This is a genomic window from Streptomyces sp. NBC_01190 (genome assembly GCF_045039895.1).
In the GTDB taxonomy this organism is placed as follows: domain Bacteria; phylum Actinomycetota; class Actinomycetes; order Streptomycetales; family Streptomycetaceae; genus Actinacidiphila.
Window position 1 is genome coordinate 5902379 of sequence record NZ_CP108580.1, and the last position, 21405, is coordinate 5923783.

20 protein-coding genes are annotated in these 21405 nt (G+C 71.8%); 13 read left to right on the top strand and 7 right to left on the bottom strand.

Annotated features, from left to right (window positions below):
* The first annotated feature begins 75 nt into the window (after positions 1-75).
* From atpA to OG519_RS24925, 5 genes are all read left to right on the top strand, one after another.
* Complete coding sequence (gene atpA / locus OG519_RS24905) at positions 76-1647, top strand: F0F1 ATP synthase subunit alpha (RefSeq protein ID WP_405588025.1); 1572 nt, start codon at positions 76-78, stop codon at positions 1645-1647.
* Positions 1648-1649: 2 nt separating this feature from the next.
* Positions 1650-2579, top strand: a complete 930-nt coding sequence (locus OG519_RS24910; protein ID WP_405588027.1) for a F0F1 ATP synthase subunit gamma — start codon at positions 1650-1652, stop codon at positions 2577-2579.
* Between the two features lie 5 nt (positions 2580-2584).
* The gene (atpD, locus tag OG519_RS24915) at positions 2585-4024 is read left to right on the top strand and encodes a F0F1 ATP synthase subunit beta (protein WP_405588030.1); all 1440 of its coding nucleotides are present in this window, start codon (positions 2585-2587) and stop codon (positions 4022-4024) included.
* 226 nt (positions 4025-4250) lie between these two features.
* Positions 4251-4628, top strand: coding sequence for a F0F1 ATP synthase subunit epsilon (locus tag OG519_RS24920; RefSeq protein WP_405588032.1), 378 nt, complete (start codon positions 4251-4253; stop codon positions 4626-4628).
* 177 nt (positions 4629-4805) lie between these two features.
* On the top strand, positions 4806-5273 hold the full coding sequence (locus OG519_RS24925) for a DUF2550 domain-containing protein (protein ID WP_405588035.1): 468 nt from the start codon (positions 4806-4808) through the stop codon (positions 5271-5273).
* Between the two features lie 230 nt (positions 5274-5503).
* On the opposite strand, the gene OG519_RS24930 is transcribed toward OG519_RS24925, so the two are convergent.
* Positions 5504-6076 (bottom strand): cob(I)yrinic acid a,c-diamide adenosyltransferase, encoded by a 573-nt coding sequence (locus OG519_RS24930; RefSeq protein ID WP_405588038.1) that lies wholly within the window; start codon positions 6074-6076, stop codon positions 5504-5506.
* Positions 6077-6240: 164 nt separating this feature from the next.
* Here OG519_RS24930 and OG519_RS24935 point away from each other — a divergent pair, with 164 nt between their 5' ends.
* The 6 genes from OG519_RS24935 (at position 6241) to OG519_RS24960 (ending at position 14112) form a co-directional block, all read left to right on the top strand.
* Complete coding sequence (locus tag OG519_RS24935; protein ID WP_405588041.1) at positions 6241-7089, top strand: 3-hydroxyacyl-CoA dehydrogenase family protein; 849 nt, start codon at positions 6241-6243, stop codon at positions 7087-7089.
* Positions 7090-7314: 225 nt separating this feature from the next.
* The gene (locus tag OG519_RS24940) at positions 7315-7614 is read left to right on the top strand and encodes an STAS domain-containing protein (protein ID WP_405588044.1); all 300 of its coding nucleotides are present in this window, start codon (positions 7315-7317) and stop codon (positions 7612-7614) included.
* 219 nt (positions 7615-7833) lie between these two features.
* A complete protein-coding gene (locus OG519_RS24945; RefSeq protein WP_405588047.1) occupies positions 7834-11121 on the top strand; it encodes an ATP-binding protein in 3288 nt (1095 codons plus the stop codon).
* Between the two features lie 585 nt (positions 11122-11706).
* Complete coding sequence (locus OG519_RS24950; protein WP_405588049.1) at positions 11707-12906, top strand: UDP-N-acetylglucosamine--N-acetylmuramyl-(pentapeptide) pyrophosphoryl-undecaprenol N-acetylglucosamine transferase; 1200 nt, start codon at positions 11707-11709, stop codon at positions 12904-12906.
* 155 nt (positions 12907-13061) lie between these two features.
* On the top strand, positions 13062-13358 hold the full coding sequence (locus tag OG519_RS24955; RefSeq protein ID WP_405588052.1) for a hypothetical protein: 297 nt from the start codon (positions 13062-13064) through the stop codon (positions 13356-13358).
* Positions 13359-13425: 67 nt separating this feature from the next.
* Entirely contained in the window at positions 13426-14112 is a 687-nt protein-coding gene (locus OG519_RS24960) for a hypothetical protein (RefSeq protein ID WP_405588055.1), read from the top strand.
* A gap of 73 nt (positions 14113-14185) precedes the next feature.
* Here OG519_RS24960 and nucS read toward each other — a convergent pair whose 3' ends face one another.
* Complete coding sequence (nucS, locus tag OG519_RS24965) at positions 14186-14848, bottom strand: endonuclease NucS (protein WP_405588057.1); 663 nt, start codon at positions 14846-14848, stop codon at positions 14186-14188.
* Between the two features lie 293 nt (positions 14849-15141).
* Between nucS and OG519_RS24970 the strand changes: the two genes are divergently transcribed.
* Positions 15142-15534, top strand: coding sequence for an SCO5389 family protein (locus OG519_RS24970; protein ID WP_405588060.1), 393 nt, complete (start codon positions 15142-15144; stop codon positions 15532-15534).
* A 125-nt stretch (positions 15535-15659) separates the two neighbouring features.
* Here OG519_RS24970 and OG519_RS24975 read toward each other — a convergent pair whose 3' ends face one another.
* Positions 15660-16682: an LLM class flavin-dependent oxidoreductase gene (locus OG519_RS24975; protein WP_405588063.1), complete on the bottom strand. Its 1023-nt coding sequence runs from the start codon at positions 16680-16682 to the stop codon at positions 15660-15662.
* 208 nt (positions 16683-16890) lie between these two features.
* Here OG519_RS24975 and OG519_RS24980 point away from each other — a divergent pair, with 208 nt between their 5' ends.
* Positions 16891-17229: an ATP/GTP-binding protein gene (locus OG519_RS24980; RefSeq protein WP_405588066.1), complete on the top strand. Its 339-nt coding sequence runs from the start codon at positions 16891-16893 to the stop codon at positions 17227-17229.
* 80 nt (positions 17230-17309) lie between these two features.
* Here OG519_RS24980 and OG519_RS24985 read toward each other — a convergent pair whose 3' ends face one another.
* The 4 genes from OG519_RS24985 to OG519_RS25000 form a co-directional block, all read right to left on the bottom strand.
* The gene (locus OG519_RS24985) at positions 17310-18212 is read right to left on the bottom strand and encodes an ABC transporter permease (protein WP_405588069.1); all 903 of its coding nucleotides are present in this window, start codon (positions 18210-18212) and stop codon (positions 17310-17312) included.
* On the bottom strand, positions 18209-19474 hold the full coding sequence (locus OG519_RS24990) for an ABC transporter ATP-binding protein (protein ID WP_405588072.1): 1266 nt from the start codon (positions 19472-19474) through the stop codon (positions 18209-18211). Before OG519_RS24990 ends, OG519_RS24985 begins: the two co-directional genes overlap by 4 nt.
* Before the next feature lie 93 nt (positions 19475-19567).
* Positions 19568-20341, bottom strand: coding sequence for an ABC transporter permease (locus tag OG519_RS24995; RefSeq protein WP_405588075.1), 774 nt, complete (start codon positions 20339-20341; stop codon positions 19568-19570).
* A 1-nt stretch (position 20342) separates the two neighbouring features.
* Complete coding sequence (locus OG519_RS25000; protein ID WP_405588078.1) at positions 20343-21392, bottom strand: ABC transporter ATP-binding protein; 1050 nt, start codon at positions 21390-21392, stop codon at positions 20343-20345.
* Between the last annotated feature and the right edge of the window lie 13 nt (positions 21393-21405).

Genomic DNA, 21405 nt, shown 5'->3' on the forward strand with positions numbered 1-21405 from the left:
GCCGACAGTGTCCTCTGGGGTAGCCCCCCAGAGCCCCAGAAACTTCGGGCCCAACAAGGAGAGCAGGGAACCCAGATGGCGGAGCTCACGATCCGGCCGGAGGAGATCCGGGACGCGCTGGAGACTTTTGTCCAGTCGTACCAGCCGGACGCCGCCTCGCGCGAGGAGGTCGGCACGGTCAGCGTTGCCGGAGACGGCATCGCGAAGGTCGAGGGACTGCCCTCGGCCATGGCGAACGAACTGCTGCGCTTCGAGGACGGCACCCTCGGTCTCGCCCTCAACCTCGAGGAGCGCGAGATCGGTGCGATCGTCCTCGGTGAATTCAACGGCATCGAGGAGGGCCAGCCGGTGCAGCGCACCGGTGAGGTGCTCTCGGTGGCGGTCGGCGAGGGCTACCTCGGCCGGGTCGTCGACCCGCTGGGCACCCCGATCGACGGCCTCGGCGAGATCGAGACCGACGGCCGCCGCGCCCTTGAGCTGCAGGCCCCCACGGTCATGCAGCGCAAGTCGGTGCACGAGCCGATGCAGACCGGCCTCAAGGCCGTCGACTCGATGACCCCGATCGGCCGCGGCCAGCGCCAGCTCATCATCGGCGACCGGCAGACCGGCAAGTCAGCCCTGGCGATCGACACGATCATCAACCAGCGCGACAACTGGCGCTCCGGCGACCCGAAGAAGCAGGTCCGCTGCATCTACGTCGCCATCGGCCAGAAGGGTTCCACCATCGCCGGCGTGCGCGCCGCGCTGGAGGAGGCCGGCGCGCTGGAGTACACCACCATCGTCGCCGCCCCGGCGTCCGACCCGGCCGGCTTCAAGTACCTGGCGCCGTACACCGGTTCCGCCATCGGCCAGCACTGGATGTACCAGGGCAAGCACGTCCTGATCGTCTTCGACGACCTGAGCAAGCAGGCCGACGCCTATCGCGCCGTGTCCCTGCTGCTGCGCCGCCCGCCGGGGCGCGAGGCCTACCCCGGTGACGTCTTCTACCTGCACTCCCGGCTGCTCGAGCGCTGTGCCAAGCTCTCCGACGACCTGGGCGCCGGCTCCATGACCGGTCTGCCGATCGTCGAGACCAAGGCCAACGACGTGTCGGCGTTCATCCCGACCAACGTCATCTCGATCACCGACGGCCAGTGCTTCCTGGAGTCCGACCTCTTCAACGCCGGCCAGCGCCCAGCGCTGAACGTCGGTATCTCGGTCTCCCGGGTCGGCGGCTCGGCGCAGATCAAGGCCATGAAGGGCGTTTCCGGACGGCTCCGGGTGGACCTCGCCCAGTACCGCGAGCTGGAGGCGTTCGCCGCCTTCGGCTCCGACCTGGACGCGGCCTCCAAGGCGCAGCTCGAGCGCGGTCAGCGGATGGTGGAACTGCTCAAGCAGGGCCAGTACGCCCCGTACCCGATCGAGGACCAGGTCGTCTCCATCTGGGCCGGCACCACCGGCAAGCTGGACGACGTACCGGTCGAGGACGTACGCCGCTTCGAGCGGGAGCTCCTCGACTACCTGCACCGCGAGCACAAGTCGCTGCTCACGTCGATCGTCGAGACCGGCAAGCTGTCGGACGACACCATCGAGGTGCTCACCGACGCGGTGGACGCGTTCAAGCGGCAGTTCGAGACGTCCTCCGGCGCGCTGCTGGTCGAGGGCTGATCATGGGCGCACAGATTCGCGTCTACAAGCGCCGGATCAGGTCCATCACCGCCACCAAGAAGATCACCAAGGCGATGGAGATGATCGCCGCCGCGCGCATCGTCAAAGCGCAGCGGAAGGTGCAGGCCTCCTCTCCGTACGCGGACGAGCTGACCCGCGCGGTGACGGCGGTGGCGACCGGCTCCAACACCAGGCACCCGCTGACCACCGAGGTGGAGAACCCGACCCGCGCCGCGGTGCTGCTCGTCACGAGCGACCGCGGCCTGGCCGGCGGCTACTCCTCCAACGCGATCAAGGCGGCCGAGCGGCTCACCGAGCGGCTGCGCGCGGAGGGCAAGGAGATCGAGTCGTACGTCGTCGGCCGCAAGGGTCTGGCGTACTACACCTTCCGTGAGCGCCAGGTGGCGGCGTCCTGGACCGGCTTCAGCGACAGTCCGCAGTACGGCAACGCCAAAGAGGTCGCGGCGCCGCTCATCGAGTCGCTCGAGCGGGAGACCGCCGAGGGCGGCGTCGACGAGCTGCACATCGTCTTCACGGAGTTCGTGTCGATGATGACGCAGACGCCGGTCGACCGGCGGCTGCTGCCGCTGTCGCTCGACGAGGAGGCGCGGGCCGCGGCGGTCGAGGAGCGGGGCGGTTCGTCCGGCATCCTGCCGCTGTACGAGTTCGAGCCGTCCGCCGAGGGCGTGCTCGACGCGCTGCTGCCGCGGTACGTCGAGAGCCGGGTCTTCAACGCGCTGCTCCAGTCCGCCGCTTCCGAGCACGCGGCCCGCCGCCGGGCGATGAAGTCGGCGACCGACAACGCGGAAGACCTCATCAAGTCGCTGACGCGGCTTGCCAATGCGGCCCGACAGGCCGACATCACCCAGGAAATCAGCGAGATCGTCGGTGGCGCCAGCGCCCTCGCCGACGCCAGCGCGGGGAGTGACTGACCACTATGACCACCACTGTTGAAACGGCCACGGCTACCGGCCGCGTCGCTCGGGTCATCGGCCCGGTCGTCGACGTGGAGTTCCCCGTCGACGCGATGCCGGAGATCTACAACGCCCTCCACGTCGACGTGGCCGACACCTCGGAGACGGGCAAGAAGACGCTGACCCTCGAGGTCGCGCAGCACCTCGGCGACGGCCTGGTCCGCGCCATCTCCATGCAGCCCACCGACGGCCTGGTCCGCCAGGCCCCGGTGACCGACACCGGCGAAGGCATCACGGTGCCGGTCGGCGACGTCACCAAGGGCCGGGTGTTCGACACCCTCGGCCGGATCCTGAACGACCCGGAAGCCGAGTCGGAGATCACCGAACGCTGGCCGATCCACCGCAAGGCCCCGGCCTTCGACCAGCTCGAGTCGAAGACCGAGATGTTCGAGACCGGCCTGAAGGTCGTCGACCTGCTGACCCCTTACGTCAAGGGCGGCAAGATCGGCCTCTTCGGCGGCGCGGGCGTCGGCAAGACGGTGCTCATCCAGGAAATGATCATGCGAGTCGCCAAGCTGCACGAGGGCGTCTCGGTCTTCGCCGGCGTCGGTGAGCGCACCCGTGAGGGCAACGACCTGATCGCGGAGATGACCGAGTCCGGTGTGCTGCCGCAGACCGCGCTGGTCTTCGGCCAGATGGACGAGCCGCCGGGCACCCGGCTGCGGGTCGCGCTGGCCGGTCTGACCATGGCGGAGTACTTCCGCGATGTGCAGAACCAGGACGTGCTGTTCTTCATCGACAACATCTTCCGCTTCACCCAGGCCGGCTCCGAGGTCTCCACACTGCTCGGCCGGATGCCGTCCGCGGTGGGGTACCAGCCGAACCTGGCCGACGAGATGGGCCAGCTCCAGGAGCGCATCACCTCCACCCGGGGCCACTCCATCACCTCGATGCAGGCGATCTACGTCCCCGCGGACGACCTGACCGACCCGGCCCCGGCGACCACCTTCGCGCACCTCGACGCGACGACGGTGCTCTCCCGGCCGATCTCGGAGAAGGGCATCTACCCCGCGGTGGACCCGCTGGACTCCACCTCCCGCATCCTGGACCCGCGCTACATCTCGCAGGACCACTACGACACCGCCATGCGGGTCAAGGGCATCCTGCAGAAGTACAAGGACCTCCAGGACATCATCTCGATCCTCGGCATCGACGAACTGGGCGAGGAGGACAAGCTCACCGTCTTCCGGGCCCGCCGGATCGAGCGCTTCCTGTCGCAGAACACCCACGCGGCGAAGCAGTTCACCGGTGTCGACGGTTCCGACGTGTCGCTGGACGAGTCCATCACCGCGTTCAACGCCATCGCCGACGGTGAGTACGACCACTTCCCGGAGCAGGCGTTCTTCATGTGCGGTGGCCTGGAGGACCTCAAGGCCAACGCCGCCAACCTCGGCGTCAACTGACGCGAGGCGGGCGCGGGGGAGAGGGGGGCGGTCGAGCTCAGCCCAGGTGACCGCCCCCCTCTCGCACCCCCTATTCTTTGTCGTACGTCGTTCGCTCAGTCTTTGCCCCAGTGTTTGTGTCAGCAGTTGCTTCACCCGTTGTTGCAGCAGTTGTTCTAGTAGTCGTCTTAGCTTTTTGTCTCAGCGCATCCGCCGCGGGCGGTGGGTGCCGACCCGAGGAGCCGTCTTGGCCGATCTTCATGTCGAGCTGGTGGCCGCGGACCGCAGTATCTGGTCCGGCGAGGCCACCTTGGTCATCGCCCGGACCACATCGGGTGACATCGGCGTCATGCCGGGCCACGAGCCGCTGCTCGGGGTGCTCGAATCCGGTCCGGTGACCATCCGCACCACCGGTGAGGGCGGCACCGTGGTGGCCGCCGTGCACGGCGGGTTCCTCTCGATCGCCGACAACAAGCTGTCGATTCTCGCCGAGATCGCCGAGTTGGCCGACGAGATCGACGTGGCCCGCGCCGAGCGGGCCCTCGAGCGCTCCAAGTCCGACGCCGACGCGGGCGCCGAGCGCCGCGCCGAGGTGCGGCTCGCGGCGGCGACGGGCAGCCGCTGAACGCGGGACCGCTGCCAGCCGTATGGCACCGATGAACACCGGTGTCACGGGCGACACCAGCACCACCACCAGGCGTAATCGCGGGACCCAGGCGCCGCGGACTGCCCCCCACCGGGCGGTCCGCGGCTCCGGCACAGCAAGGGCGGCAACCATTTCCAGGCGAGGAGGTCGACGAGCGTGATCCTCGCTTTGCAGGTGGGCTTCTCGGTCATCGCGGCGGCGCTGCTGGGACTCTTCGTCTTCGGGCTCCGCCGGCGGCTCATCCAGCGCCCCGGCGGCACCTTCGACTGCAGCATGCGGCTCGCCCCGCCCGAGGACGCCGAGCCGCCCGCCGCCGGCGCCGCCCCCGGTGGCAAGGGCTGGGTCTACGGGGTTTCCCGCTACAACGGTGACCGGGTGGAGTGGTTCCGGGTCTTCTCCTACGCGCCCCGCCCGCGCCGGGTGCTCGACCGGCCGGCGATCGAGGTGCTCGGCCGGCGGGACCCGCAGGGCTCCGAGGAGCTCGCGCTGCTCTCGGACGCGGTGGTGCTGTCCTGTCGCCACCGGGGGACCAGGCTTGAGCTGGCGATGAGCGATGACGCGCTGACCGGCTTTCTCGCCTGGCTGGAGGCGGCGCCGCCCGGACAGCGGGTCAACGTCGCCTGAGGGCGCCGCGCGGCGGGACCGGGAGCCGACAGGCGGCGTGGTCGGCTCCCGGTCGTGTGGGGGGATCGCCGGGGTCGGCGGGGTCGGCGGGGTCGCCGGGGACGCGTCACATCTTTTTGGCATGCACCGATCAACTGAGCGCTCGCAGGGAGAGCGTAGAAAGGTCTGGACCAGCGGTCAAGAGGTCTGGACCACCTATCGGGCGGCCGCTCGGGCCCGCTGATGCCGCCTCAGCGGTTCTCGCCCGGCACCCACAGCACGTCGCCGCGCTCCGTGTTGGCCGTCCGGGCCAGGATGAACAACAGGTCGGAGAGCCGGTTGAGGTAAGTGGCCGTCAGCGGGTTCATGGTGCCGGCGTGTTCAGCCAGCGCCGCCCAGGTCGAACGCTCGGCGCGCCGCACCACCGTGCACGCCTGGTGCAGCAGGGCCGCGCCCGGCGTGCCACCGGGCAGGATGAAGCTTCGGAGCTTGTCCAGACCGGCCAGATAGGTGTCGCAGTCGGCCTCCAGCCGGTCCACGTAGGACTGCTCGACCCGCAGCGGCGGATGCGCCGGATCGGGCGCCACCGGGGTGGCCAGGTCGGCGCCCACATCGAAGAGATCGTTCTGCACCCGGGTCAGCACCGCGGCCACATCGGCGGGCAGCGCGCCGAGCGCGAGCGCCACCCCGAGCGCCGCGTTGGCCTCGTTGGTGTCGGCGTAGGCGCCGATCCGCGGATCGGTCTTGGCGGTGCGGCTCATGTCGCCGAGCGCCGTCGTACCGTCGTCGCCGGTCCTGGTGTAGATGCGGGTGAGATTGACCATAGGGCCGAGCGTAGGCCCTGCCGGTGCTGGTGGCGCGCCCCTGAGCACGGCGATCCTCAACTGTGCGATGAACGACACACGGTGACGCGGCCTACATCCTGTCGCGCCCGGCGCGGCACCGGCGTTATGGTCCGGCCATACCCCAACGGAGAGGTGTGTGAGCCGTGGTGAAGAAACTCGCCGTCATCGGGGCCGGGCTGATGGGCGCCGGCATCGCGCAGGTGTCGGCCCAGGCCGGCTACGAGGTGATCCTGCGGGACGTCACGGACGAGGCGCTGGCCCGCGGCATCGACGGCATCCGGGCCTCGTACCGGAAGTTCACCGACAAGGGCCAACTGGCCGCCGAGGACGCCGAGGCGGCGCTGGCCCGGATCGCCACCACCACCGACCTGGACGCGGCGGCCGGCGCCGACCTGGTGGTGGAGGCGGTCTTCGAGCAGATCGAGGTCAAGCGGGAGATCTTCCGGGCGCTGGACCGTATCGTCGGCGAGGACACGGTGCTCGCCTCCAACACCTCCGCCATCCCGATCACCAAGATCGCCGCCGCCACCGAGCGGCCCGAGCGGGTCGTCGGCACCCACTTCTTCTCGCCGGTGCCGCTGATGGGGCTCTGCGAACTCGTCCGCGGCTACAAGACCAGCGACGACACCCTGGCCAGGGCCCGGGCCTTCGCCGAGGCGGTCGGCAAGACCTGTGTGGTCGTCAACCGTGACGTGGCCGGCTTCGTCACCACCCGGCTGATCTCCGCGCTCGTGGTGGAGGCGGTCAAGCTCTACGAATCCGGGGTGGCCTCCGCCGAGGACATCGACCTGGCTTGCAAGCTCGGCTTCGGCCACGCCATGGGACCGCTCGCCACCGCCGACCTCACGGGGGTGGACGTCCTGCTGCACGCCTTCGGCAACATCTACACCGAGTCGCAGGACGAGAAGTTCGCGGCGCCGGAGATCCTGCGGCGGATGGTGGACGCGGGCGATCTCGGGCGGAAGAGCGGCCAGGGCTTCTACGCGTACTGAAGCCCGGCCGGCGGCGAGGGCGGCAGGGGCGGCAAGGGCGGCAAGAGCGCTGACGGCGGCAAGGGTGCCGAGGGCGCGCAGGGCGCACGGATCATTCAATTCACCCACAAGGGTGAATTCGCGATCAGTTGGCTCATGGACGGCAACTTCTCGATACGACGGGCAGTCAGTTGTGTGAAGACATATGGATCGGCCGCGGGCCAAGCCAGCGCTTCGGGAGTGACTATGCACATCAGGGGCGACCATGCCGAGCTGGTCGTCGGGGGGCGCCTCGACGTGCGCAGCGCGGCGGACGCCCGTGAGGCACTGCACACCGCGGTCGACGCGGGCCGCGGCGACCTCGTCCTCGACCTCACCGAACTCGACTCGTGGGACGCCACCGGCCTCGGCGTGATCATGGGCGCCCACCGCAGGGCCGGCCGGGCCAACCGCCGGCTGGTCCTGCGCGGGGTGCCGCCGCAGATGCAGCGGCTGCTGGTGGCCACCCGGCTGCACCGGATTCTCGCGATCGAGGCTGAAACGTGACATTCGGTCAATAGCAGGCATCGCGGGCCCCCAGGCCTTCATGGATACCCCGCCAGCCCTTAGAGTTTGCGCATCAGTGGCCAGGAGGCGTGCACCCCGTACGCCGTAGAAGGGGAACCGGGCCGGGACCCGCAGCCGCCGCCGCGAGCGTACGGCGATCGCGAAGTCGTCCCGGTCCGAACAGGCCCCCGCACGTTATGCACCCGGGGGGCGTAAGACATGGATCAGCAGACCGGCGAGCAGCAGGGCGGTCGGCCGGAGGACCGTCCGGTCGACCTGCCGGGCGGTGCGCGACAGCCGGCCGGTGCCGCTCTGCCGTCCAGCGGTCGGGCGGCCCGGAGCGAGTCGTTCGTCGGATCCGAGTTCTTCGACTCCTTCGACGCGTTCGGGGCGCAGCGGGCCGCGGAGGGTGAGCGGGGCCTCGGGGACGAGGCGGGAGCGGGGCCCGTCGGAAACGATGAGGCGGATGTGTTCGGCGGGAGTGGGAACGGGAGCGGCAACGGGAACGGCTCCGCGGGCTCGTACGGCGCGGCTCTTGAGCGTCCTGTCGGTGGTTCGAGCGGGGGTCCGTCCGGCGGCTCGACGGGAGGTCCGTCCGGCGGTTCGACCGGTGGCTTCACCGGTGGCTTCGACCAGCGCGACCCCTTCGCCGTCGACGGGCCGGTCCAGCGGCCGCAGCCGGAGTCGCGCCCGCAACTGGAGCGGCGCCCCCCGCTCGCCCAGCGCCTGCCCCTCGACCAGCGCGCCGCCGCCGACCGGCCCGACAGCGGCAACCGCTTCGACCCGGGCGAGAGCTTCGACGCCTTCGCGGCCGGGGCCAAGCGCTCCGCGGGGTCCATACCCCCGCCCGAATCGATCGACCCCGGGCCGCCCCCGCCGCCGGCCCCCGCGGGACCGGGCAACTCGCTGGTGATCCGGCCCGTCGGCGAGGCCGTACCGCTGCAAGAGGGCACCTCCCTCTTCGACGGCACCATGCCGCTGCCGAAGGTGACCCGCCCGGCCCGTGACCCGCTCGCCCCCGAACTCGGCGCCCCCAGCGGCGCCAACACCCGGGTGCCGCGCGTCGTCACCACCGACTACCTGCTCACCGGGAACCCGGTCGACGGCACCGAGGTCGTCCCCACCCCGGCCGAGGAGCGGCGCACCCCGGTCCGCCGCACCCCCGAGGAGCGCGCCGCCCGGATCAACGCGGGACGGCCCACACCCCCGCCCGGCCCGCCCGCGCCCGAAGTGCCGCTGCTCGAACGGGAAGAGGAACGCGAGCGGCTGATCAGGCTGCTGGCCCGCGGCCGTTCCGTCCGGGTCACCGGACCGTCCGGCGCCGGCCGCACCGCGCTGCTCGAATCCGTCGCCAACGCCTGCGCCGACCTCGCCCCCGACGGCGTGATCTGGCTCTCCGGCTATCACCAGACCGCCGCCGACCTGCTGCACGACCTCTACACCATCGTCTACGCCGGCGGGGGCTACCGTCCCGGCCGCGCCGAACTCCCCGAGCTGCTGCGGGAGATCGGCGCCGTGGTGGTGCTCGACGACCTGGAGATCGGCGGCGCCGCGCTGGAGGAGCTGCTCGACGCGGCGCCCGAGTGCGCGTTCCTGATGTCCGCGACCCCCGACGTGCCCGCCCCGGCCGCCGAGTCGATGGTCGAGGAGGTCCTGCTCTCCGGACTGACCCGGGTCGCCTGCGTCGATCTGCTCCAACTCGTCACCGGGCGGCGGCTGGCGGAGGACGAGACGGCCTGGGCCGCCGACCTGTGGTTCGAGTCCGAGGGGCTGCCGCTGCGGTTCGTACAGGCCGGGGCGCTGCTGCGCCAGCGCGACGCGATGCGGTTGCCGCCCGACCCGGACCTGGACGACTCGGTGTGGCTCAACGGCTCGCCCCGGCCGGAGCCGGCCGGGCCGGCGATACCCGACCTCACCGGTTTCGACGACCCGGGTGTCCTTCCCGGCGGCGACGCTCAGGGCCATGGCGTGCCTGCCGCCCCGGCGGCCCCGGTTCCGCCGCCCGCGCCGGTTCCGGTGCCGCTCACCGGATCCATGCGGCTGTCGACCGGTGACGCGCCGCTGCCGTCCCTCGCGGAGAGCGCCGCCCCCGCGGACCTGCTCGCCTCCCGGCTCAGCGAGGCCGCCCGCGAGGCGCTCGCCTTCGCCGTGGCGCTCGACGGCGAGTGCCCGCACCCCTCGCACCTGCCGGCCCTCGTCGGCGACACCCACGGGGACGCCGCCCTGGGCGAGTTGATCGCGGTGGGACTCGCGGTGCCGGTCGCCTCGCACTTCCGGCTCGCCGCCGGTGTCGTACAGCAACTCGGCCCGGCGCTCGCCGCCGACGGCGAACTGAACGACGTCCAGGCGCACACCGCGGCCCTCCACTACGCCTGGTGGACCGGGCACCCCTCGGTCACCGCCGAGCGGGCGGCGGCCGAGTCCGAGGCGATCCTGGCGGCGATGACCGCCTGCCGCGACGGCGGCCACGCCAGCGCGGCGGTGCTGCTCGCCCGTACGGTCTCCCCGGTCTTCGCCGCGGCCCTGCACTGGGGTGCGTGGGAGCGGTCGCTGCGGATCGGCCAGGAGGCCGCGCGGCTGTCCGGCGAGGTCGCGGAAGAGGCGTACTTCCACCACGAGTTGGGCGTTCTCGCGCTCTGCACGGGCAGCATGGACCGGGCCCGCGCGGAGCTGGAGGCGTCCATCGCGCTGCGCGGCGCCCTCGCCGACCGGCAGGGCACCGTCGTGGGCCGCCGCACGCTGGCGCTGGTCAACGACCGTACGGGGGCGGCCGGTTCGCCCTTCCCGCTCGAACTCCCGCCGGGCCTTTCGGACGCGGCGTTCGCGCTGCCCGACGCCAACACGGCCGTCATCAGCAAGACCTCGCCGGCGCACGCCGCCGCGAGCCCCACCGTCCGCCGCCTGGCGGTCATCGGCTCCCGCCGCAACCTCATCGCGGCCGGCACCGGCGTCGTCCTCGCGGCGGTCCTCGGCACGTTCGTGACGCTCGGCGCCACCGCCGGGAACGACGGCAAGCCCGACCAGGTCAAGCCGATCGAGACGGTGGAGCAGGATGTGCCGGGCGACACGTCCCCCGCGTCGGCCGACGCCGGTGCCTCGGCGGCGCCCCCGGCTTCCGCCTCGTCCCCCTCCGCCTCGGCGTCCACCACGGGCACGGCGGTGATCCCCGGCGGCCCCACGTCCCCCTCGGGCGCACCGACGCCCACCCCGCCCGGCGGCGCGAGCAGTGCGCCGGGGGCGCCGCCGGTGAGTACGTCGCCGGGCGGGGGCCCGACGCATCACACGTCACCGCCGGCGTCGCCGACGCACACCACGCCTCCGACAACGACGACGCCGCCTCCGTCGACAACACCTCCCCCGACGACCACGCCGCCGCCTACGTCTCCCACCGGCACGCCGCCAGCCAGCGAGTCCGAGTCGGCCCCCGTGGGCACGCCGGTCACCCAGCCGAACACGTCCGACACCCCGACCAGCACGGCAACGTCGGGGATTTCCCCCTCGTCCTGAGCGGCTCCGCTCCGCGACGCTCCCGCAGGTCGTCACCGTCCCGAGGGGGCTGTTGCTGTCGTCTCCGGCCCACTGGCCGGTGGGTGGTTGCTCGCGCAGTTCCTCGCGCCCCTGGGGGCGTCCCTTTCGCCTTCGCGGGAGGTGCCGTGCCCGTAGGGGCGCGAGGAACTGCGCGCTCAGCCACGGCGCTCCTGCGGGTTGTCGCCGTCCCGAGGGGGCTGTTGCTGTCGTCTCCGGCCCACCGGCCGGTGGGTGGTTGCTCGCGCAGTTCCTCGCGCCCCTTTGGGGCTTGGCCATCGCTCCGGGGGGAGGGGTCGTGCCCCGTAGGGGCGCGAGGAACTGCGCGATCAGCCGCGACGCTCCCGCAGGGCGTCACCGGCCGAAAGGGGCTGTCGCTGTCGTGTCCGGCCCACCGGCCGGTGGTGGGCAGCGGGATACCGGCTGGTCAAAGCGGGCGAGGCGGGCCACCCGCCCGGACCGCCTCCTCGCGACCGCTCGCCCCGCGACTGCTATCGTCCGCGATGTTTCCGCCCGACCAGCAGGCGCCGGGGCCGAGTCCGCCCGCGGCGAGATGGGGAGCCCTCTGTGAACAGCGACGTCAACCGTAGGCCGGCGGACGGCCCCGGGCGACCCTTGCGCCTGATCGTCACCGGCGGTGGTACAGGCGGCCACACCTACCCGGCGCTCACCGCCGTGCGTACCCTCCAGGCGAGGCTCGCGGCAGCCGGGCAGGCGCTCGACGTGCTGTGGGTCGGCACGGCCGACAGCCTGGAGTCCCGCGTCGCGGCGGCCGAGGGGATACGGTTCGCCGCCGTCGTCACCGGGAAGATCCGCCGGTCGAGCAACCCGGTGAAGCTCTTCTCCCCGGCCAACGTGAAGGACATGAGCCGGGTGCCGCTGGGCGTCGCCCAGGCCAGGAAGCTCGTCTCCGCCTTCCAGCCCGACGTGGTGCTGGCCACCGGCGGTTACGTCGCCGTCCCGGTCGGCATGGCGGCCAAGATGTGCAACCGCCCGCTCGTCGTCCACGAGCAGACCGTACGTCTCGGCCTCGCCAACCGCTCCCTGGCCCGCCGTGCCACCCGCATCGCCGTCTCCTCGGAGTCCACCCTGCCGCTGCTCCCCGAGTCGACCCGCGCGGCCGCGGTGGTCACCGGCAACCCGGTACGGCCCGAGGTGCTCACCGGGCAGGCGGACAAGGCGATCGAGGCGCTGCGGCTGCACTCCTTCGACCGCCGCGCGCCGACCGTCTACGTGACCGGCGGTGCCCAGGGATCGCAGCAGATCAACAACCTGGTGCGGGAGATCCTGCCGTGGCTGCTCTCCCAGGCCAACGTCATCCACCAGTGCGGCCCGGCCAACCTCGACGAACTCCGCGCGGCCACCGCCATGCTGCCCGCCGACTTCGCCGCCCGCTATCTGCTCACCGGCTACGTGGGTCCCGAACTGCCCGACGTGCTCGCCCTCGCCGACGTGGTCATCTCCCGCAGCGGCGCCGGCACCATCGCCGAGCTCACCGCGCTGGGCAAGGCGGCGGTCTTCGTCCCCCTCGCCACCTCGGCCGGCAACGAGCAGGCCCACAACGCCCGCCACCTCCAGGACGCGGGCGCCGCCGTCGCCCTCCTCGGCGACCCCACCCCCGACAGCCTCCGCGACGCCGTGGCCCCCCTCCTCGCCGACCCCCACCGCCGTGCCACCATCGCCCACCACGCCCGCACGTACGGCCGCCCCGACGCCGCCGAACGCCTGGTCGACGTCCTCCTCTCCGTCATCCCCGAACCCCGCTAACACCTCCCCGGGGGGCGGTGGGCCCACCGAGCACTCCGCCCCCTCCCGCCGAGCCCCCGGCACCCTGTCCAACCACTCATCCCGCCGGGGCTCCTTCCACCCGTGACCGCAGCGCGTCCAGCGCGCACTGGACGAGCGCCAAGTCCACCCGTTCCGTGTCGCGAAGGAAGTTGATCGCGGGCCTGGCGGCCACGGCCGCCGCGACGGCCGGCTCCCCGTTGACGGGCAGCGGTGCGGCGCGGGCGGACGAGGCACCGCTCGGCGAGCTGCTCGTCGCCAGGCTCAGGGATGCGATGCTCGGCCTGGGCACCGCCCCGGTCCTACCACCGGCGAGCACACTCGACGCCGACTTCACCCGCGCGCTCGCCGACTTCGACGCATGCCGCTACGCCGGCCCTTCCCGTACGCCTGCCCCGCCTGATCCGCGCCGGGCACGCGCTCACCACCAATGACGATCGGGTCGAGCACTTCGGGCTCCTCGCCAAGAGCTACCTCCTGGCCACCCGCATGCTCGTCCAGATGGACGAGCAGCAGCTCGGCTGGATGGCCGCCGACCGCGCCCGCCAGCTCGCCGAAGCCGGCGGCGACGTGCTCGCGGTGGCCGAAGCCGCCCGCCAACTCGCCGTGCTGGCAAGGAAAGCGGGCTGGCATCAAGAGGCGCTGTCGATCGCGCTGTCCGCAGCCGATCACCCGGATCTGCGTGGCGCCGGACGGGCCGGCGCCGCCGAACGCGGGCTGCTCATTCAGTCCGCCGCCAACACGGTGGCCCGGCGGGGGGACCGGGGCGGGATGCGGGAGCTGACCGACGAGGCCGCGGCCGTGGCCGAAGAACTCGGCGAGAAAAGGGTCCTGTTGCGCGACCACGGCGGCGGACTCAGTCCCCTCACCGTCCAACTCCATCGCATCTCGGCGGAGAACTACGCCGGAGACCCCCTGGCCGCGCTCGCCGCCGCCCGCACCATCTCGCTGAAGGCACTGCCCAGTGTGGAACGCCGGTTCCGTGCGCTCGGGGACATCGCCATCACCTACGACCGGCTCGGCCGCCGCAGCGACTGCGTCCGCACCCTGCTTGCCGCCGAGCATTGCGCCCCTGACGAGACGCACACCCGCCCGGCCACGAAGTCGCTCATCTCCAGCCTGCTGGTCTCCGCGCCCACGTCGACCGAACTGCGCGGCCTCGCGGCCCGAAGCGGGGTCCCTCTCTGAGCCGCGTCGCAACAAAAGCGAACAGGCGCCGTACGCCGGTGTTCTTGTTCCTGCCGCAGGGGGCGCCGCCGGGTCAGAAGAGGCGGTTCTCCGCCTTGTCGATGCCGCGGAGTTCGTCGTAGTCGAGGACGACGCAGCGGATGCCGCGGTCCTGGGCGAGGGTGCGGGCCTGGGGGGCGATGGATTGGGCGGCGAGGATGCCGTCCACCGGGGCGAGGGTGGTGTCGCGGTTGAGGAACTCCAGGTAGCGGGTGAGCTGTTCTACCGCGTCGATGGTGGCGCGCCGCTTGAGTTCGACGGCGACGGTCGTGCCCAGGGCGTCGCGGCCGAGGATGTCGACCGGGCCGATCGGGGTGGGGTACTCGCGGCGGATCAGGGTCCAGCCCTCGCCGAGCACCTCCATCCGGTCGGCGAGCAACTCCTGGAGGTGCGCCTCCACGCCGTCCTTGATCAGGCCGGGGTCCACCCCGAGCTCATGGGAGGAGTCGTGCAGTATCTCCTCGATGGTGATGATGAGCTGCTCACCGGCCTTGTTGGTGACCGTCCAGAGGTTGTCCTCGGTCTCCTTCAGCGAGCACGGCGGGGACATCCAGTTGAGCGGCTTGTAGGCACGGTCGTCGGCGTGCACCGACAGGCTTCCGTCCGCCTTGATCAGCAGCAGCCGGGTGGCGGAGGGAAGGTGGGCGGAGAGCCGGCCCGCGTAGTCGACGGAGCAGCGGGCGATGACGAGACGCATGGTCGGCAACGCTACTCGACCCCGCGCCCCCGGCGCGATTCGCCCCGACCGACCGCCCGGCGCGAGCGGACCCGGAGGAGTCCGGCCAACCCCGCGCCGGCGCCGAAAAATGGCTGGTTGTCGGTGTCGCCGCCTGGTGCGGGCGTGGCGCGGGCGCCTACGGTTGAGGACCGGGGGGCACAGGTTGCGGCTGTTGCCGGAACCGGCTCCAGGGAACCCCCTTCCTCCACGGCCTTATCGCCTGGAGGGTACGCCCAGACCCCGCCCCCGGAGGGGTCACGAGAGGAGTACCCATGTCGCTCGACGTCTCACCGGCCCTTCTTGAGCAGGCCGAGCGAGGCGAGGTCGACGAGCAGGAGTTCGTCGACTGCGTCCGGACGTCCCTCCCGTACGCATGGGAGATGATCAGCTCTCTGGTGGCCCAACTGAAGGTTGACGGAGGAGATTTCGCGGACAACCAGGTCCCGCCGCCGAGCGAGCAGGAGCGCGGTCAGCTGCTGCGCGCGCTGGCGAGCGACGCGATACGGGGCGCTCTGCAACGGCACTTCGGGGTACGGCTGGCCTTCCAGAACTGCCACCGGGTCGCGGTCTTCCCGCTCGACCCCGCGGTGGACCAGCGCTACGCCAAGTTCACCTCGGTCCGCGCCCAACTCCTGAACCAGTCGCCGGAGTTCCGGGACTGCTGAGGTCAGCCCCGGGGGACTCAGCCCCGAAGGGGCCGGTCCCGAGAGGCCGGCCGTAGTGGATCAGAGCCGGTCGGCACAAGCAGGCGTGCTCCCGAAACCGGACGTCCGCGGAAATGCGCGCTTGATCAGGCCAGTTCCGGGAGTACGTCGCCACCGAGCCGGTGCACATTCTCCACCGTGATGTCGAAGTCACCGGAGCCTTCGGCCAGCAGCGCGAACCGGGTGATGCCGGTGGCGGCCGAGGTGGCCGCGAGCCGGTCGGCGCAGAACCGGGGCGTACCCACCGGGTGCAGAGCGCAGAGGAGTTCGGTGTAGGCGAGCGGATCGCGCATCGTACGGGGACGGCCGTCGTGGGTGCGATGGGCGGCCAGGCCCTGCTGGAACCAGCCGGGCATCGTCTTGAGCAGGATCTCGGCGGCGTCGGCCCGGGTGTCGGCGATCTGCACCACGCCCGCCGACACATGGTCCGCGGCGGCCACCGCCTCGGGGGAGTGGCCCGCTCGCAGCGCCGTCTCCCGCCACAACTCGACCATGCCCGCCTTGTCCTCGTCACCGCAGTGCATACCGAGCAGCATCGGCAGCCCGCGCTCGGCGGCCAGCCGGACCGTGTTCGGCGAGGTGCAGGCGACCACCACGGGCGGGCCGTCGCCGTCGAGGCCGTCCGGGCGCGGCACCACCGGTACGGGCGGAAAGGCGTACCGCGGGCCGGCCGCGCCGACCGCCGGGTCGCGCAGCCAGCGCAGCAGCAGATCGAGTGACTCGGGGAACCCGCTCTCGAAGGCGGCGATCCCGCTCCCGAAGACCTTCAGATCCACCCAGGGGCCGCCGCGGCCGACACCGAGGGTGAAGCGGCCGCCGGAGACGAGGTGCAGCAGGGCGGCCTGCTCGCCGAGCGCCACCGGGTGCGCGGTCGGCAGCACGCTCACCGCCGTGCCCACCCCGATCCGCGAGGTGCGGCCGAGCAGTACACCCGCGAGGGTGATGGCCGAGGGGCAAACCCCGTACGGCACGAAGTGGTGCTCGGCCAGCCAGACCGCGTCGAGGCCCGCGCGCTCCGCCGCCTCCGCCGTGCCTATGGACCGGTGCAGCGCCTCCACCGGGGCCTGGCCCGGGAACTGGGCCGCGAGAACGAATGTCCCAACGCGCATCGCTCACTCCCTCCTCGTTTCCCTAACGCTTGGCACGTGCCAAAGGCACGGCCTTTTCGAGGCATTTTCATGATTTTCCGAAGTCCTACCGCAGATGTCGGGAAGTCGCCGTGTTCAGTCCGCGGGCCGCCGGACCGTACGCTGGACGGGACTGCCCAGAACCCGGTATGTGACGTCGTCACGTCCACAAGAGCGCGAGGTGCCGCCCATGTCGCCGCGTCGGAACCACCCGCAGGGCCCCGGCCGCCCCGATGACGGCCGGCGCGGCCAGGACGAGCGGGAGCGCGAGAGCGGGTTCGGTTACGGCGCCGCCGAGGAGTGGCGGGGCGAGGAGTGGATCGTCCGGCCGATCGCCGGCAGCGCGTCGGGCAAGCACTACCGCTGCCCCGGCTGCGACCAGGAGATCCCGCCGGGCGTCGGCCATGTGGTGGCCTGGCGCGAGTACGCGGGCGTGGACGACCGGCGGCACTGGCACCGCGCCTGCTGGAACGCCAAGGACCGCCGCACCAGCAAGGTGCAGCGGTCCCGTAACGGTCCCCGGTACTGAGCGGCTGGGCCGCCGGGCCGCCGGAGCGATGCGCTGGGCCGCCGGGCCGAAGCGCTGGGCCGCTCGGCCGCCCGGGCCGGTCAGACGTCCCGGGCGTTGAGCGCCGCGAACGCCGCGAGCACGGCCACCGCGGTGACGCACGCCAGGACCACCAACTGCGTGACGCCGTTGGCGTTGTCGCTGCCGATCATCGGGATGCGGTAGAGCGACGCCAGCGCGTTGGGCGACGAGAACTTGATCAGGTTGTCGCGGGTCGAGGTCAGACTGCTCGGCAGGAAGAGCGCCACCAGCAGCGGCAGCAGCACCACACCCATCATGGTGGTGATCGCGCCCGCCGAGTGCCGGATCAGGGTGCCCACCGCGAGGGCGAGCAGGCCGAGCAGCGCGACGTAGAGTCCCACGCCGACGGTCGCGCCCAGCCACTCCGAGCCGCTGGCCGCGGTCAGCCCGTCCTTGAGGTAGACGCCGGGGTGGTAGCCGTCGTCGTCGCTCGACAGCGTCCGGCCGCTCACCGTGCTCCAGCTGATCAGCGCGGTGATGGCACAGGCCACCGTGGTGGTGACGAAGGAGACACCGAAGAAGACGATCGCCTTCGCGGCCAGCACCCGGGAGCGCTGCGGGCACGAGGTGAGGGTGGTACGGATCATGCCGGTGCCGTACTCCGAGGTGATCACCAGGACGCCGAGGGTGATGATCGCCAACTGGCCGAGCAGCAGGCCGAAGAGACCGGGCGCCAGCACCGGGATGTCGGTGTCGCTGCTCCGCGAGATGGGGATCAGGACCAGCAGGTTGATGCCGATCACCAGGACCAGCATCACCCCGAGCGTCCACACCGTGGACCGCACCGACCGGATCTTGGTCCACTCGGAGAGCAGCGCGTGCGACAGCCGGGTCTGCTGGACCGGGATCTGCGAGGCGAAGTGTGAGGGGGCCGCCGGGGCTGACGGGGCCGGTGGGTACGGGAAGCTCTGCGGGGTGGTCATCGGACGTCCTGGCGGTGAGTGGCGGCGGAGTCGTGCGGCGCGGCGGCGGGCGCGGCCGGAGCGGTGGGTACGGGGGGCGCTGTGGGTGCGGCGGGCACGGGCGGTACGGGCGCGGCGGGCACCGCGGGCACCGCCCCCGGCGCGGCGGGAGCCGGCGGCACCGGCGGCGCCCCCGGCCCCTGCGGCGGCGGCCCGTACTGCGGCTGCCCCCAGCCCCCCGCCGGCTGCGGCTGCGGCTGCCAGCCCGGCTGCGGCGCACCCCAGCCCTGCGCACCAGCCTGCCGCGGCTGTCCCCAGCCCTGCCCGTACCCCTGCGGCCCCCCGCCCCGCAGGCCCTGGCGCGGGTCCTGCGTGGAGCGGTAGTCCACCGCGCCGCCGGTGAGCCGCATGTACGCCTCCTCCAGCGACGCCTGGTGCGGGGAGAGCTCCCACAGCCGGACGTCCGCCGCGTGGGCGACATCGCTGATCTTCGGCAGATCGAGCCCGGTGACCCGCAGCGCGCCGTCCTGCTGCGGCTGTACGGTGGCGCCCGCCGCGCTCAGCGCCTTGGTGAGCGTCTCCCGCTGCTCGCTCTCCTCCGGCGTCCGCACCAGTGCGAAGCCGGTGGAGTGCCTGGCGATGAAGTCCCGCACACTCATGTCGGCGAGCAACTGGCCGCGGCCGATCACGATCAGATGGTCCGCGGTGAGCGCCATCTCGCTCATCAGGTGGCTGGAGACGAAGACCGTACGGCCCTCGGCGGCCAGGCTCCGCATCAGATGGCGCACCCAGTGGATGCCCTCGGGGTCCAGGCCGTTGACCGGCTCGTCGAAGAGCAGCACCTCGGGGTCGCCGAGCAGCGCGCCCGCGATGCCGAGCCGCTGGCCCATGCCGAGCGAGAACCCCTTGGAGCGGCGGCCCGCCACGTCCTGGAGGCCGACGACCCCCAGCACCTCGTCGACCCGCGCGGCCGGGATGCCGGAGAGCTGCGCCAGGCTCAGCAGGTGCTGGCGGGCGCTGCGGCCGCCGTGCACCGCCTTGGCGTCCAGCAGTGCCCCGACCCGGCGCGGCGCGTTGGGCAGCCGGCGGTACGGCAGGCCGCCGATCGTCACCTGCCCGGAGGTGGGCGCGTCCAGGCCCAGGATCATCCGCATCGTGGTCGACTTCCCGGATCCGTTGGGACCCAGGAAGCCGGTCACCGTACCGGGCCGCACCTGGAACGACAGGTCGTACACGGCGGTCTTCGCGCCGTACTGCTTGGTCAGGCCGACTGCCTGGATCATGCTCCGCCCCTCGCGTGCCACGGGGGCACACGCCCCGTGGAGGAGGAAGCGTAGCGGGCGGCGTTCGGTTCCCCGGTCCGGTCAGGGGTCCGGTCAGGCGTCGCGCTTGCGCAGCACCGCGTACCCGGCGAGCAGCGCCACCACCACCCACGCCGCCATGATCAGGATCCCGCCCCAGGGGCCGTACGACGTGTGGTCGCCGTTGCCAGGCACCACCTGCATGATCTTCTGTCCGGCCTGGTCGGGGAAGTAGCGGGCCACCGTCCGCACCTTCGGGACCGCCGACAGGATCGGCGAGACCAGGAAGAAGAACGGCATCAGGACGCCCAGGCCCAGCATCGGGCTGCGCAGCATGGTCGCGGCGCCGACGCAGAAGAGCACCAGCAGCGTCATGTAGAGCCCGGCCCCGAAGACCGCCCGCAGCACCCCGGGATCACCGATGTGCGCCTTGTGGGTGCCGAGCAGCGCCTGGCCGAGGAAGAAGGTGATGAAGCTGGTGGCCTCGCCGACCACCAGGGCCAGCAGCCCGGCCACCGTGACCTTGGAGAAGTAGAAGTCCCCGCGCTGGGGGACGGCGGCGAGCGAGGTACGGATCATGCCGGTGCTGTACTCGCTGGAGATCACCAGCACACCGAAGACGATCAGCGCCAACTGCCCCAGGGACATACCGAAGAAGCTGGTGTTGGTGGGGTCGAAGGTCAGCTTGTCGGAGGGGGACAGCCCGTCGAAGGTGTTGTTGAACACCAGGCTGATCACGGCGCCGAGGACCACGGTCACCCCGAACGCCATCGCCAGCGTCCACACCGTGGAACGTACCGACCGGATCTTCGTCCACTCCGACTGGAGGACGGCGGAGGTCGCAGCCATGTCAACGGCCCTTTCGTGAGCTGGACTTGCGCCAGTCGGCGCCCCACTGCGGCGCTGCCGCCTGGTCGGCGGCCGGTACGGCGGGGCTCAGTTCGCCGGGCGGTCCCGGCGGGATCGCGCCGACCCCCGATGGTCCGGAGCCCAGCGAGCCGCCGGCGTGATACTCCACCGAACCCGCGGTCAACTGCATGAACGCCTCCTCCAACGAAGCTCGCTGCGGGCTGAGTTCGTGCAGCACCAACTGGTGCCGGGCGGCCAGCTCACCCAGATCGGCCGGGTCGCCGTCGGTGATCTCGAAGGAGCCGTCGCCGGTCTCCACCACCGGGTGGCCCGCCTGGCTCATCAGGTCCTTGAACCGCTCCACCTGGGGGGTGCGCACCCGGACGTAGGAGCGGGAGTTCTCTTCGATGAAGTCGGCCATCGAGGTGTCGGCGAGCAGCCGGCCGCGGCCGATCACGATCAGATGGTCCGCGGTGAGCGCCATCTCGCTCATCAGGTGACTGGAGACGAAGACGGTGCGGCCCTGGGCGGCCAGCCCCTTCATCAGATTGCGGATCCAGTGGATGCCCTCGGGGTCGAGACCGTTCACCGGCTCGTCGAACATCAGGATCTCCGGGTCGCCGAGCAGCGCGCCCGCGATACCGAGCCGCTGCCCCATACCCAGCGAGAAACCCTTGGAGCGCTTCTTGGCCACCGCGCTGAGGCCCACCGTCGCCAGCACCTCGTCCACCCGGCGCCGCGGAATGCGGTTGGACTGGGCGAGGCACAGCAGATGGTTGTACGCGGTCCGCCCGCCATGGATGGACTGGGCGTCGAGCAGCGCGCCGATGTACTTCAGCGGCTCGCTGAGCTGGGTGTAGTGCTTGCCGTCGATCCGGACGTCACCGCTGGTCGGGGTGTCGAGGCCGAGCAGCATCCGCATCGTGGTGGACTTCCCCGCACCGTTCGGGCCGAGGAAGCCGGTCACGACGCCGGGGCGGACGCTGAAGGTGAGGTGGTCGACGGCGGTCTTGTCCCCGTACCGCTTGGTGAGCCCCTGCAACTCAATCATGGTGTCGAGGCTA

Coding starts and splice junctions, on each gene's coding strand:
- OG519_RS24975 (WP_405588063.1), bottom strand. CDS start 16,682: ATGCGCGTTGGGACATTCGTTCTCGCGGCCCAGTTCCCGGGCCAGGCC.
- nucS (WP_405588057.1), bottom strand. CDS start 14,848: ATGCGTCTCGTCATCGCCCGCTGCTCCGTCGACTACGCGGGCCGGCTC.
- OG519_RS24990 (WP_405588072.1), bottom strand. CDS start 19,474: ATGATCCAGGCAGTCGGCCTGACCAAGCAGTACGGCGCGAAGACCGCC.
- OG519_RS24945 (WP_405588047.1), top strand. CDS start 7,834: ATGGATCAGCAGACCGGCGAGCAGCAGGGCGGTCGGCCGGAGGACCGT.
- OG519_RS24985 (WP_405588069.1), bottom strand. CDS start 18,212: ATGACCACCCCGCAGAGCTTCCCGTACCCACCGGCCCCGTCAGCCCCG.
- OG519_RS24970 (WP_405588060.1), top strand. CDS start 15,142: ATGTCGCTCGACGTCTCACCGGCCCTTCTTGAGCAGGCCGAGCGAGGC.
- OG519_RS24940 (WP_405588044.1), top strand. CDS start 7,315: ATGCACATCAGGGGCGACCATGCCGAGCTGGTCGTCGGGGGGCGCCTC.
- OG519_RS24910 (WP_405588027.1), top strand. CDS start 1,650: ATGGGCGCACAGATTCGCGTCTACAAGCGCCGGATCAGGTCCATCACC.
- atpD (WP_405588030.1), top strand. CDS start 2,585: ATGACCACCACTGTTGAAACGGCCACGGCTACCGGCCGCGTCGCTCGG.
- OG519_RS24930 (WP_405588038.1), bottom strand. CDS start 6,076: ATGGTCAATCTCACCCGCATCTACACCAGGACCGGCGACGACGGTACG.
- OG519_RS24980 (WP_405588066.1), top strand. CDS start 16,891: ATGTCGCCGCGTCGGAACCACCCGCAGGGCCCCGGCCGCCCCGATGAC.
- OG519_RS25000 (WP_405588078.1), bottom strand. CDS start 21,392: ATGATTGAGTTGCAGGGGCTCACCAAGCGGTACGGGGACAAGACCGCC.
- OG519_RS24995 (WP_405588075.1), bottom strand. CDS start 20,341: ATGGCTGCGACCTCCGCCGTCCTCCAGTCGGAGTGGACGAAGATCCGG.
- atpA (WP_405588025.1), top strand. CDS start 76: ATGGCGGAGCTCACGATCCGGCCGGAGGAGATCCGGGACGCGCTGGAG.
- OG519_RS24960 (WP_405588055.1), top strand. CDS start 13,426: ATGGACGAGCAGCAGCTCGGCTGGATGGCCGCCGACCGCGCCCGCCAG.